A 12,400-nucleotide genomic window follows, 5' to 3' on the forward strand; every position below is an offset into this window, starting at 1 on the left:
CGAGCATGATTCATTGCGAAGGACTCGTAAAAATATTCAAATCGGAAGACATCGAGGTCGTCGCGCTCCAAGGCTTGAATTTAACGGTGGAGCAAGGCGAGATGATGGCGATCATCGGCAACAGCGGCAGCGGGAAATCGACGCTGCTCAATATTCTCGGCGGCCTCGACCGGCCTTCTGCCGGTCAGGTTCATGTCGGAGGCTGGGATTTGCTCAAAATCCGCGACGACCAGCTTGTGGAATACAAGCGCAACACCGTCGGCTTCGTATGGCAAAATAACGCGCGCAACCTGCTGCCTTATTTAACGGCGCTGGAAAATGTGGAAATGCCGATGCTTCTGACGGGCAAGCTGGATCGGGCTTACGCCAAACAACTGCTGGAATGGGTCGGGCTCAAACACCGGATGCACAACAAGCTGCATCAGCTGTCGGGCGGGGAGCAGCAACGGGTGGCGATTGCGATCTCGCTTTCGAACCGTCCGAAAATGCTGCTCGCCGACGAACCGACCGGGTCCGTCGATACGTCGACCTCGGATCAGATCATGAAGATTTTCCGGGATGTCAACAGGGAGCTCGGCATTACGATCGTGATCGTTACTCACGACCTTGCCCTGGCCGGCAAGGTGGACCGGGTCGTTGCGATCCGCGACGGACTGACCAGTACGGAATTTGTCAAACGGAATCCGAATCTGGATCTGGCGGCTGCCGGAGAGGCCGGGTTCGGCGGCGGAGGTTTGCAGGAAGTGCATGAAGCGTTTGTCGTCGTCGACCGGGTCGGAAGGCTCCAGGTACCGAAAGAGTATCTTGAAGCGGTTGGAATCGGAGGGCGCGCAAGCATGGAGTTTGACGGCGAGAAAATCGTGATCACGGCGCCGAAACCACTGGAGGGGGATAAGTCATGAACAAGAAAGGGCACGGAAAGTTGCGGAAAGCCGTAATGGCTTCATTGACGGCGGTTCTGGCACTGTCGCTATTGGCAGGCTGTACCGGAGGCAAAGCTTCGGAAAAGAACGAGGAAAAGGTGCTGCGCATCGGTTTGCTGTACGGAAGCGCGGACGATTCCTGGTTCCGCCAGCAGTATACGGACCTTTTTGAATTTACGAACAAAAATATTAAAATCGAAATCGTGCCCGGTATCGACCAAAATCAATACCGGTACAATGACGGAACGCAGCCTTACGTTCAGCCGGATACGTTGGAGAGCATGAAGAAAATCATGACCGGCAGCAATCCGGTTGACGTCGTCGTCGCGGATACGAGCACGTTGAAGCAGCTGATTCAGGAAAATATGCTGAAACAGCTGGATCCGCTGATTCAGGAAGATAAATTCGATACTTCGGATTATGTTCCCGCGGTTCTCGATGGACTCAAGGATTTGGGCGAAGGCAGCTTGTATGCGTTGACTCCTTCGTTCTATTCTTCGGCGCTGATCTATAACAAGAAAATTTTTGCGGATGCGGGCGTCGAGCCGCCAACGGACAAATCGACCTGGGATGATATTTTTAATAAGGCGCGTCTGGTCTCCAAAGGGGAAGGCAAAGACCGGGTATTCGGATTCTCCTTCAACCGGTATAGAGGCAATGACCCGTATTGGGATATGCAGACCTACATTAATAGCCTCCAACTGAGAATGTACGACGAGAAAGCGGAGACGATGACCGTAGACAATTCCCCGCAATGGGTAAAAACCTGGGAGACGTTCAGCAAGCTGGCAAAAGATAAAATCATCCCTGACGCCAATTCCGCTAATCTGGGCGAGAATGAAGTATGGACCGCGATCAGCGGCGATCTGTTCTTGTCGGGCGATGTTGCCATGACCATTGCGGATAACTACTATATTAACGAAATCGTGGATGCCAACAACAATGCATCCAAGATCAAAAACTTCACTCCGGTCGAATGGGATCTCGTTACCGTACCGGTGCATCCGGAAAAACCGGATGTCGGCGGAAGCGTTAATTTTAACAACACGTTTTCCATTAACACCAACGCACCGAATCCTGAAACGGCTTGGGAGTATATCAAGTTCATTAACGGATCGGAATATGCGCAGTTGAAATCGCGAAGCAATACGTATGAAATGGTGTCGCGCAAATCCTACATTCAGCCAAAACAAGGATTGTCTTATAACATTCAAGCATTTTATCTGTTGAAGCCTCTTCCGCCTACCAATCCGAAGGACGATAAAATGATGATGGAGAAACCGGGATTGTACAGCATTTCGGACGTAGGCCGCCAGTATTTCCAACAGGTGCTGGACAACAAGAAAACACCGGAGGAAGCGCTCAAGGAATGGGCGGATAAGGGCAATGAAATGCTGCAGAAAATCAAGCTGAATCCTAAAACCCAATTCCAGGGCGACGGTACTCCGTATGTTCCCGAAGAGGGCGGAGTGAAATATTAGATTTTCGAAGAAGCTGCCGTTTGTAAAAAAAACGGCGGCTTTTTTTGTCCTTTTTTGGGTAATCTATAGGTAACGAAGAGGTTGAACAAAACGCCAGGAAAGGAGTAAAAATGAAATGCGCTGGGTATACTTTAATAAATTGTACAGAACCAAATTTCAAGCAGGCTGCCTTGCACGGAGACTTGAGCATGACGGATGGATTTACGGATTCGATGAAATGCGCGCAATTGAAATTTTCCGCTCCCGTCGGGGGAAATATGGTGTGAGATTTATTCCATAAATCTCTTGACTTATGGAGACATATTCGTGTATATTATTAATTGCGCTATTTAATGACGCGGGGTGGAGCAGCCCGGTAGCTCGTCGGGCTCATAACCCGAAGGCCGCAGGTTCAAATCCTGCCCCCGCAATTTATTTTTCCGGAATCCGGGCCCTTAGCTCAGTTGGTTAGAGCGGTCGGCTCATAACCGATTGGTCACAGGTTCGAGTCCTGTAGGGCCCATAGCGCCTGAAACGACACCCCCTTGCGAAGCAAGGGGGTTTTTTTATCCTTGTAGTATATAGTAACTACTTCGTAGTTCTTAATCATTCAATGTAGGACGAGTCTCATCTTACATTTTTGTTAGATAGATCCGGAAAATGTAACGTATATCGAACGAATTCTACATATAAAATGCGCTACTCTCGAATCAAGAAAAGGTAGACACTTAAAAAATAGGAGTGGAACGTTTGATGAGTCGGAGAGTGTGGTTACGGTGGACGGGATGGGTGTGCATCATGATGGTTATCGTTTTATTCGTTGATTCGGTGACTAATCGGGTCAAAGCGGAAGCAGCCAATGCTTCGTTCCGGGATATCGGGGAATTTAAGCAAGAACTGGACGAACAAGTTCCAACGTTACAAAAGAAATACGGCGTGCCCGGTGTTGCGATCGGTTTGGTTCACGAAGGCCGGATAAGCGAAATTCTTCATTATGGTTATGCGGACAAGAAAAAGGGGATTCCGCTCAGCGAAAATACGTTGTTTCGGGCAGGGTCAATTTCTAAAAGTGTAACGGCGTGGGGCATCATGAGCCTGGTTGAGGAAGGGCGTATTTCATTGGATGACCCGGTTGAAAAATACCTGACCGAATGGAAATTCCCCGAATCGGGCTTCGACCATCAGGAAATAACGATTAGAAGGTTGTTGAGCCATACCGCAGGTTTGCCTCCTCATAAAGGATACGTGGGCACGGAACCGGATGAGGAGCTTTATAGCTTAGTTGATTCTCTAAACGGAAAAGGAAGGTTCAACGAGCCGACAAAGATTACCGGCGAACCCGGGACGCAAGCGGACTATTCCGGCGCTGGATACACCATACTTCAGCTGTTGATCGAAGAGGTTACGGGAATATCCTATGAAGCGTATATGCAGGAACAAGTCTTGAAGCCGCTCGGGATGAACGCAAGTTCGTTCCGGCAAGATGCCGCCGATCCTTCTTTATCGAAAGCATACGGTTATTTCGGTCAGGAAATTCCGAACTATCTTTTTACGGAAAAAGCGGCGGCCGGTCTAAAAACAAACGCATCGGACATGTTGGCATTGATTATTGCTTCTCTGGACCGAGGAAACAAACTGGCTGAAGAAATGCAAAAGCCCGTGATGGGCGAAAATGGACTCGGGCTCTTTGCCAGGAAGTTATCCGACGGCAAAACGTTCATGTACCATTCCGGCGACAATCGGGGTTGGCATGCCCTTTACGGATTCGTTCCGGAAACCGGGGACGGGGTAGTCATTCTTACGAACAGCGACAACGGCATCGATTTAAGGCAAGATATTTATCATGCATGGATCGAATATGAAACCGGGGCGACGAGACCCGTAATTATAACGGCTGATCTTCGCATTAGCAAAAAGAGGCAATCCCTTAACGATTCGGGGATAGCCTCTTTTTCAAAGGGATATTTACTTTTCCTTATTCACCAAGTAAGGCGGAGTGCCCGGCGTGGAGTGCTGATGGTCGGCCGGAGGCAGCAGCTCCGGAGCTTCTCCGAAGGCCGGCGGGTTGGCAACATATTCAAAATGGCCTGTGCCGTCATAAAGCGGCCCGTTGGCCCAACGGCCCTCGCTGCTTTCCTCGCCCTGGGAGAAATTGTAGAACTGCCGGGTCGCTTCCTCGACCATCAGTTCTCTCGGGAAGGAGGCGGGGGCGATCGGTCCGTCCAGCTTTTCTATTTCCTCGATCGCGGCAAGCCACTGGTTTTGGTGGAAGGTGTCTCTCGCGATCATGAAAGACAGCATGTCCCGGACGCCAGGGTCCGTCGTTTGCTCGTATAACCGGACAACCTGGACGAGGCCTTGGGATTCCGCGTTCAAATTGGCCCGGAAATCGGCAAGCAGGTTGCCGCTGGATACGATGTATCTTCCGCTCCAAGGATACCCGTTGCTGTCCGACGGAGTCGCTCCGAGGCCGGCAACGATCGCGTGCTGCGGATTCATCCCGCCAAGTACGGCTCCCATGATCGGGTCTTTGGCGGCTTCTTCCTGCATGTCGGCAGGCGCGCCGTCCAAAAGCTGGGAAATCATCGTGCACAGCATTTCAACATGCGCGATTTCCTCGGTCCCGATATCGAGCAGCATATCGCGGTATTTTTGGTCACCCCGACAGTTGAATCCTTGAAAAAGATATTGCATCATGACGGACATTTCGCCGTATTGCCCGCCGAGGACTTCTTGGAGTTTGCGTGCGTATGCCGGATCAGGTCTGTCGGGTTTTGCTCGGTACTGTAGTTGCTTGATGTGGAAAAACATGAAATCCCTCCTGATGTATAGATGGCTTTCAGTTCGAGTAATAATTACCCGCCGCATTTTTTTCTAATCATCAGGAGATTTTCTTACTCTCTGATCGTCACTGCCGTTCCGATGGGAACCAGGTTAGCCAGTTGAGTGACATCTTCGTTGTGCATTCGGATGCAACCATGAGAAACTTCCTTTCCGATGGAAGAAGGGTCGTTCGTGCCGTGAATCCCGTAATGAGGACGGGATAACCCCATCCAGTAGACACCGAAAGGCCCCCCGGGATTCGGGGCTTTATTCACAATGGTGTAATTGCCTGTCGGGGTTTTGGTCAACATTTTGCCGATGCCGACAGGAAAACTGCGGGTTACGACATTATTGTCGAGCAGATAAAGTGTTCTGTCCGATAAATCCACGATGATGCTATAGTTTGGCATTCGGAACGCTCCTTTTTTGTTACCCAGAATATGATATGCAGAAGGAAAAGTTGAATCCGGGAGATAAACCGATAGCTCGTTCACTTGCATGCTTGCCATGCATCGCCTTGTCGTGCTATAATCAACACCGCAGGATTTTTTTGTGATTGCGCTTGAAAGTGCGATAATTTTTAATGGAAATTCTGCTCGAAATTCATCGGGTTATCGCCTTTATTTGGCGGTGAGCTCGCATCTTTTACGCCGGGGTGGCGGAATAGGCAGACGCACAGGACTTAAAATCCTGCGGTAGGTGACTACCGTACCGGTTCGAGCCCGGTCCTCGGCATTAACAAAAGTGGTAACTAAAAAATACGTCTCACCGTTATCATGCGGAGGAGGCGTATTTTTTGAATTTATGTGATTGTTTATGGATAAATTTACCACGTTGGATCAAGCCCTTGCGTTGAAGTTTGATAAGAAACCTATATTTGTTGGCTAAGGTTGATAAATGATGGCCAATAAAATCGTCACAGCTAGGAAAATTAACGTCAGCATACCGAAAATGGCAGTAACAAGCAATCGAGAATTCATGAATAATAACTTTGGTGACATCAACCCGAAAATAAAGAGAGTAAATGAAATTCCAGTAGAGTATAACATTCCAATTTCAAACTTGATGTCCTCTACGATTGATACAGATAAAACAGTAAACAGCACCTCTGCCAAAAATACAAGGAAAAATAGTCCACGGATAATTCTGAATCCTAAACGAATAGGTTCTTGAATTTCCGGTCCTTCATAGTAGCTAGTGATGTGTTTATCTTCTATGTAACTCAACTTTCGCACCTTGAAAATTAGTGTTAAGCCTTGATATGACTAGGATTTCTTATTGAAAAATCTCGTTCTTGACAGAAAAACACCTTTCCGTTTGGTAAAATGGAAGTAGCTAAACAAACCATTCCAAACAGAAAGGTGCGTAACTCTATGGTACAACACAACTTCCTGTCTGAAAAGGGCCAAGAACGAATCTCGACTTTATTTTCCGCTTTGCAAATCGGACAACTGTTGCGCAAAGCCGGCATTTCCAAGTCGTTCGGATTGTCCAGTCTTGCCATCTTTCAGCTGATCTTTACGCTCGTGTTTGAAGGGCGCAATTGGTTTCGTCTTCTGCATAGCGACCGCCGCCAGTCGTTGCCTGGCAAAGATGTAGTCTATCGATTCTTAAACCATCCACGCTTTGCCTGGCGACGATTTTTGCATGCCTTGAGTCTGAAGGTCGTTCAGCATTTTGATTCCTTAACCTCTTCGTCCCGCGTTCGGACGTTCATCATTGATGATTCGGTTCTTCGCAGGGATCGCAGCAAGAAAGCCGAGTTGCTTGCCCGCATCTTCGATCATACGACGGGGAGATATGCTCGCGGCTACAACATGCTCACGCTCGGATGGTCGGATGGCTTCAGCTTTGCGCCCATCGATTTTGTCATGCTCAGCTCGGCCAAGCTGACGAATCGCTTTTGCGAGATGAAGGAACGTCTGTCCAAGCGTACCCAAGGCTACAAACGCCGCATCGAGGCGCTTTCACGCAAACCGGATGCCGTGGCGGCTCTGCTTGATCGAGCGATTCAGGCTGGATTTAGCGCTGACTTTGTCCTGATGGACAGTTGGTTTACCCAAGCGCCTCTGTTGCGTGAACTGATGGCGAAAGGTCTGCATGTCATTGGGATGGTCAAGGCGATGAAACAACGATACCGGTTCGACGGAAAAAGCCTGACGCTCCATGAACTGTATGCCCTGTTGCCAAAGCAGAAAAACAAAGAAATCCTTGGCTCGGTCATCGTTCAAACCGCCTGCGGTTTGCCGATCAAATTGGTCTTTGTGCAAAACCGCCATCGGCGGCGGGATTGGCTGGTTCTGCTCAGCACCGATTTGGCGTTGGAAGAGGCTGAAATCGTTCGCATCTACGGCATGCGTTGGAGCATTGAGACGTTCTTCAAATTTGCCAAATCGTACCTGAAGCTGGGAACGGAGTTTCAAGGTCGTTCGTTTGATATGCTCATCAGCCACACCACGATCGTGTTTACCCGTTATCTCGTAATGGAATGGGAACGCCGTCACAACAACGACGCGCGGTCGTTGGGCGGTCTGTTTTTCCTGTTTTCCGACGAAGTTCGAGACCTGGATCTCAAAACGGCTTTGCAGCATCTGATCGCATTTTTCATGGCGTTCACGGAAGCGAAATCCAAACGGGATCAGTCTGCCGTTGTATGTCAACTCCAGCAATGGATTGCGAGTTTGCCCAATTATATCAAGGCTTTGTTCGGAAAATTAAGCTGCGAAAGTTGAGTATGTAACTATAAAATCTTTCTTTACGCCGTTTCCTTTCTTCCCGCTGAATAGTTGACATTTGCGTTCTAAAGTTCCTTTGAGCACGGTTGAGCATAGAAATCTCAATTCTCCTTTACCATTCTCCGTTTTTATAACTTTATTGTAAGATTCTACATGATATTCCTTAATCCTTCTTTAAGATAGTCAATCTTCGACTTTTTTAGCCTTTCCTGTTGCTGATCTTTTTTATAGGCCGATGGTCATATTTTTCGAAAAAAGCTTACTAATAATCTCCTAAAATCCGATATAATACGCATAGGCCTGGAAAAGGATGGTTTCCAACAAAGAACAATCAAAGGAGAGGAACGAATGACTGCGAACAGGAAAATGACGGGATGGATCCTGTCGTTGGCGCTGCTGCTTGCCGTGGTGTTTCCAAACGGCGCACTTGCGGCTACCGGGGATCTGGTATCCATTGAAATTGAAGGTTCGGGAACGACGGTGGATCTCACCGTAGGCAAGTCAACAAAACAGCTGAAGGTTTGGGGTACATTTGAAGGCTCGACCGTGAAACGGGATTTGACGAACACCGTCAAATGGACGTCCAGCGACGATACGATCGTTACCGTATCCCAAGGAGGTTCCCTTACGCCACTGAAAGAGGGGACGGTCACGATCCGCGCGGATTACGATGCCGCGACTTCCTCGATTCAAGTAAGAGCGAACGATTCCTATAAGGAATTGAAGCTGGAATATCAAAATGAGGGCAAGTTCAAGCTCGACGCCAGCGAAGATAAATTGGCCGTGAAGGCGATTGCGGCGGTCGAAGGTTCCACAACCGGCGCTACCAAGGATGTTACCGCGGATGCGGTGTGGACGAGCTCGGACACAAGCGTTCTGACGATCGACAAAGGACAGATCAAACTTGTCTCGGCGGGTACAGCTACGGTTACCGCTAAATACTCCGGGCTTACGGCTACGTTTAAAGCTACGGTAAGTTCGCCGTATTCGGAGCTGAGCCTGAACTATACGGTTACGGACAGCAACGGCAACGCTCAAACACTGCCTGCGAAGGATATCGAACTTGTCGTCGGCGATCCGGAGGTTGCCCTACAGGCAGTTTCCACCGCCGCAGATGACAAAACAGTAACTCAAAACGTTACGGATAAAGTGACATGGACCACTTCCGACTCTTCCGTCGCAACGGTAACGGAGGACGGTAAGCTTAAGGCGGTCGGACTCGGCAAGGTCACGGTAACCGCCCAGTATCTTGGCGTTAGGGCGGAGACGGACGTATATGTCCGGACGCCGTACGAAGTCATTTTGTTCAATCCTTCCGATGAACCGAATCTGTTTATCGGCGAAAAGCTGAACGTTGCCGCGGAAATGAGAAGCGGAGCAGGGAAAAAGGACGATGTCACCGCATCGGCTACCTGGACGTCTTCGAACCCGTTGGTGGCTAAAGTGTCCGGCGGAGAAATCTCCGCGATGACCGCAGGAATCGCAACGATCAAAGTGACCCATTTGGGGATCAGCAAAACCATGAAAGTTACCGTGTATCCGTCCTTGACCAGCCTGAAAGTGGAGAAGACGGAATTGGAAATGTTCAAGGGCGAATCCCTGAAGGTACCGGATGTGATCGGAACCAAGCTGGATGATGAAGAGCTGGACTTCAGCGATGAGGTCGAGTGGACCTCCAGCAATGACGATATCGCAAAAGTCGAAGACGGCAAGATTAAAGCCGTTGCCAAAGGCTCCGTCACTTTGACGGCCAAGCTTCCGGACACCACAGTAACCGCCGGTACGTCATCGGTTCGCGGCACGACGATTACGGTCAAATTGACGGTTAATGAAAAAGTGCTTACTTTAATTACGGAAGAAGAAAAGCTTAGCGTGATCATCGGCAAAGAAACCGCGCTTCCGAAAGTAAACGTCGTTTGGGAAGACGGTGAAGAGGCCGATATGTCAGATAAGATCGAATGGAGCTTGACGGGCTCCAACGCGGTGATCAAAACGACCTCCGCCGGTAAAGTGATCAAAGGGCTGTCTAAAGGTTCCGCTACGCTGAAAGGAACGTATTCGAACAAAACGATCAGCATCCCGGTTACGATCGAGCAAGAAATCGTCAAGATTGTCGTTGAACCGGGCAGCGTTGAACTCAATATCAAGAAATCGAAATCCATTAAAGTAACCGGTTATTATAAGGATGGTAAAACGATTAGCTTGTCCAGTAAGGTTGGATGGGAATCTTCCAATACGAATGTAGCTACGGTTTCTTCGACTTCCGTGAAGGCGATCGCCGAAGGTACGGCTACGCTGACGGGATCCTACCAAGGCAAAAGCGTCAGCGTCAAAGTCAGCGTTGTTCCTAAGTTGACGAAGCTTACGGTGGACGAGAAGACGCTTAAACTCGCTCCGGGTTACGTGAAGACGGTAGTCCTGACGGCTGAGTATGATAATGGCACCAAACCGGCTGTTACCGGCAGCGCCACATGGACCAGCTCGAAGCCTTCCGTTGCGAAAGTAACGGCCGGAAAGATTGAAGCGGTGGGCAAAGGCAGCGCGACGATCAAAGCGGTTTATGGCGGTAAGACGGTAACCGTCCGTGTTACGGTAAAATAACGCAGGTTTTGTTTGCGATTGCGGCTGGCCCTTCGAAGGAAGGCCGGCCGCTTTTGATTTTTAAGACTCACGACGCTGTATGATTAAAAACCGGTATGATATAGTAAAAAAAGAATTCATATAAAGGAACCTATCATCTATGAACAGACGTAAACGGAATTATTTTCAAGGAATTAGACTTGGCTTTTGTATTCTTATCGTTTGCTCTTTATTATCGGGATGCACACTGGAATACGGAGACTTCGCCAGCCTGGAGAAGAGCAACGAACGACCTCAGCAGAATTCGCTCGATACGTCAAATCGGTTAAGAGTGATTTTTCTGGATGTCGGTCAAGGGGCTTCGCAGCTTCTGATCAGCCCGTCGGGGCGTACCATGCTGATCGATGCGGGGAATAACGACCGGGAACAGCAGATGCTGGATTATTTGCGGCAATATGGCGTGGACCGGATCGATATCGTCATCGGCACCCACCCGGATGCGGATCATATCGGCGGATTGGACGCCGTCATCGACCACCATGAGGTCGGGGCCATTTACATGCCAAAGATTCAGTCGAATACGAAAACCTTTGAATCCCTGCTCCTCTCGATCAAAAACCGGGGGTTGAAAGTCAAAACCGCCAAAGCCGGATTGGACCTGGATTGGGACGATGAGGTCAAGGTTAGCATGCTCGCCCCGGTGGGAACCTATGACGACAATAACAACATGAGCGCGGTAGTCAAAGTGACGTATGGGGAAACTTCCTTTTTGCTGACGGGGGACGCAGAGCGGGAAAGCGAGAACGGGATGATCGGCTCGAACGCCGATTTGCGCGCCGATGTGCTGCTGGTGGGGCACCATGGATCGAAATCGTCAACAAGCGCGTCTTTTTTGAAGAAGGTGGCTCCGCAATACGCCGTTATCCAGGTCGGAGAGAACTCTTACGGGCATCCGAAGCAGGACATTCTGGACCGGCTAAGCAAAAACGGGGTTAAGGTGTACCGTAACGATTTGGACGGCACGGTTGAGATCGACTCGGACGGGCAGCATTTGAATATCTCGACAGAGAGGTGAAGCGTTTGAAGCGGACCGCGATCGTTGAAGGATTTGAAGGGGAATATTGTATCCTGGAGATGGACGGAAGGACGAAAGATGTGCTTAAGTCGGACGTAGATCCGGCTGCCGTGCCGGGGGATGTCGTGGTTTGGGATGGAAGCCGGTGGACGCCGGATGCGGAGCAGACGGAGGCACGGAGCAAGACCATCAAAAAACTGATGGATGATGTATGGGAAGATGAATGAATAAGCATTGCGACTACATAAAAAGGGAGAGAGCAAGATGCTGACAAGACCGCTAGAAGGTGAATACGCCGATCATTTTAAGACGTATATCCAGTTGGTTCCGGAAGGGGACGTGCTGGCCTATTTGGAGAAACAAGTGGATGAGGTTATCGCGCTGCTTGGAGCCATTACCGAGGAACAGGGCGCTTACAAATATGCCGAAGGGAAATGGAGTTTGAAAGAGGTGCTGGGCCACGTTTCCGATACGGAACGGATTATGAGCTATCGTTTGCTGCGAATCGCCCGCGGCGATAAGACCCCGCTTCCCGGCTTTGACGAAAATGAGTTCATGAGTCTGGCGAATTTTGATCAATCCACGGTGAATGAGCTGCTGCAGGACTTTGCGGCGGTCCGCATCGCGACGTTGTCCCTGGTCCGCAAGCTCGATGACGAAGCCTGGGCGCGCGTCGGCACGTTCAGCGGCAATCCGGGATCAGCCCGGGCTCTCGCCTACATTGTTGCGGGCCATGCCACTCATCACTTGAACATCATTAAGGAACGTTATTTGAATTCATAGAATTTCGCGTTGAAAACAGCA

At 49.6% G+C, this 12,400-nt stretch carries 10 protein-coding genes, 3 tRNA genes and 1 pseudogene; 11 read left to right on the forward strand and 3 right to left on the reverse strand.

The window, feature by feature from the left end; all coding sequences use genetic code 11:
• Positions 1–5: 5 nt before the first annotated feature.
• From ACSFXJ_RS09790 to ACSFXJ_RS09810, 5 genes and pseudogenes are all read left to right on the forward strand, one after another.
• Positions 6–902 (forward strand): ABC transporter ATP-binding protein, encoded by an 897-nt coding sequence (locus tag ACSFXJ_RS09790; protein ID WP_435925724.1) that lies wholly within the window; start codon positions 6–8, stop codon positions 900–902.
• Positions 899–2,404 carry an ABC transporter substrate-binding protein gene (locus tag ACSFXJ_RS09795; protein WP_435924967.1) on the forward strand — a complete coding sequence of 502 codons (1,506 nt, stop codon included), beginning with the start codon at positions 899–901 and terminating at the stop codon, positions 2,402–2,404. Before ACSFXJ_RS09790 ends, ACSFXJ_RS09795 begins: the two co-directional genes overlap by 4 nt.
• Positions 2,405–2,740: 336 nt before the next feature.
• Positions 2,741–2,814, forward strand: a tRNA-Met gene (locus ACSFXJ_RS09800).
• An 18-nt stretch (positions 2,815–2,832) separates the two neighbouring features.
• Positions 2,833–2,906 (forward strand) — tRNA-Ile (locus ACSFXJ_RS09805).
• A gap of 278 nt (positions 2,907–3,184) precedes the next feature.
• Positions 3,185–4,162, forward strand: a pseudogene (locus ACSFXJ_RS09810) (serine hydrolase domain-containing protein); the annotation flags it as partial.
• Between the two features lie 186 nt (positions 4,163–4,348).
• Here ACSFXJ_RS09810 and ACSFXJ_RS09815 read toward each other — a convergent pair.
• Both ACSFXJ_RS09815 and ACSFXJ_RS09820 read right to left on the reverse strand, forming a co-directional pair.
• Positions 4,349–5,194, reverse strand: coding sequence for a manganese catalase family protein (locus tag ACSFXJ_RS09815; protein WP_435924968.1), 846 nt, complete (start codon positions 5,192–5,194; stop codon positions 4,349–4,351).
• A gap of 83 nt (positions 5,195–5,277) precedes the next feature.
• The gene (locus tag ACSFXJ_RS09820; RefSeq protein ID WP_435924969.1) at positions 5,278–5,616 is read right to left on the reverse strand and encodes a L,D-transpeptidase; all 339 of its coding nucleotides are present in this window, start codon (positions 5,614–5,616) and stop codon (positions 5,278–5,280) included.
• Between the two features lie 239 nt (positions 5,617–5,855).
• Between ACSFXJ_RS09820 and ACSFXJ_RS09825 the strand changes: the two genes are divergently transcribed.
• Positions 5,856–5,941: transfer RNA gene (locus ACSFXJ_RS09825), tRNA-Leu, on the forward strand.
• A 149-nt stretch (positions 5,942–6,090) separates the two neighbouring features.
• Here the strand turns inward: ACSFXJ_RS09825 and ACSFXJ_RS09830 are convergent.
• The gene (locus ACSFXJ_RS09830; protein WP_435924970.1) at positions 6,091–6,432 is read right to left on the reverse strand and encodes a hypothetical protein; all 342 of its coding nucleotides are present in this window, start codon (positions 6,430–6,432) and stop codon (positions 6,091–6,093) included.
• A 147-nt stretch (positions 6,433–6,579) separates the two neighbouring features.
• Here ACSFXJ_RS09830 and ACSFXJ_RS09835 point away from each other — a divergent pair, with 147 nt between their 5' ends.
• From ACSFXJ_RS09835 to ACSFXJ_RS09855, 5 genes are all read left to right on the forward strand, one after another.
• Positions 6,580–7,938: an IS4 family transposase gene (locus tag ACSFXJ_RS09835; RefSeq protein WP_435922015.1), complete on the forward strand. Its 1,359-nt coding sequence runs from the start codon at positions 6,580–6,582 to the stop codon at positions 7,936–7,938.
• Positions 7,939–8,289: 351 nt separating this feature from the next.
• On the forward strand, positions 8,290–10,542 hold the full coding sequence (locus tag ACSFXJ_RS09840) for an Ig-like domain-containing protein (RefSeq protein WP_435924971.1): 2,253 nt from the start codon (positions 8,290–8,292) through the stop codon (positions 10,540–10,542).
• A 139-nt stretch (positions 10,543–10,681) separates the two neighbouring features.
• Entirely contained in the window at positions 10,682–11,596 is a 915-nt protein-coding gene (locus ACSFXJ_RS09845; protein ID WP_435924972.1) for a ComEC/Rec2 family competence protein, read from the forward strand.
• The gene (locus ACSFXJ_RS09850; RefSeq protein ID WP_435924973.1) at positions 11,593–11,823 is read left to right on the forward strand and encodes a DUF3006 domain-containing protein; all 231 of its coding nucleotides are present in this window, start codon (positions 11,593–11,595) and stop codon (positions 11,821–11,823) included. The genes ACSFXJ_RS09845 and ACSFXJ_RS09850 overlap by 4 nt, the downstream gene beginning before the upstream one ends.
• Positions 11,824–11,860: 37 nt before the next feature.
• Positions 11,861–12,379 carry a DinB family protein gene (locus ACSFXJ_RS09855; protein ID WP_435924974.1) on the forward strand — a complete coding sequence of 173 codons (519 nt, stop codon included), beginning with the start codon at positions 11,861–11,863 and terminating at the stop codon, positions 12,377–12,379.
• Positions 12,380–12,400: the final 21 nt, after the last annotated feature.

Origin of the sequence: Paenibacillus salivarius (assembly GCF_051307165.1) — a bacterium.
Taxonomy (GTDB): domain Bacteria; phylum Bacillota; class Bacilli; order Paenibacillales; family Paenibacillaceae; genus Fontibacillus.

Excerpts from the sequence above, each read along its gene's own strand:
- ACSFXJ_RS09790 (WP_435925724.1), top strand. The coding sequence starts at position 6 with ATGATTCATTGCGAAGGACTCGTAAAAATATTCAAATCGGAAGACATC.
- ACSFXJ_RS09795 (WP_435924967.1), top strand. The coding sequence starts at position 899 with ATGAACAAGAAAGGGCACGGAAAGTTGCGGAAAGCCGTAATGGCTTCA.
- ACSFXJ_RS09815 (WP_435924968.1), bottom strand. The coding sequence starts at position 5,194 with ATGTTTTTCCACATCAAGCAACTACAGTACCGAGCAAAACCCGACAGA.
- ACSFXJ_RS09820 (WP_435924969.1), bottom strand. The coding sequence starts at position 5,616 with ATGCCAAACTATAGCATCATCGTGGATTTATCGGACAGAACACTTTAT.
- ACSFXJ_RS09835 (WP_435922015.1), top strand. The coding sequence starts at position 6,580 with ATGGTACAACACAACTTCCTGTCTGAAAAGGGCCAAGAACGAATCTCG.
- ACSFXJ_RS09840 (WP_435924971.1), top strand. The coding sequence starts at position 8,290 with ATGACTGCGAACAGGAAAATGACGGGATGGATCCTGTCGTTGGCGCTG.
- ACSFXJ_RS09845 (WP_435924972.1), top strand. The coding sequence starts at position 10,682 with ATGAACAGACGTAAACGGAATTATTTTCAAGGAATTAGACTTGGCTTT.
- ACSFXJ_RS09855 (WP_435924974.1), top strand. The coding sequence starts at position 11,861 with ATGCTGACAAGACCGCTAGAAGGTGAATACGCCGATCATTTTAAGACG.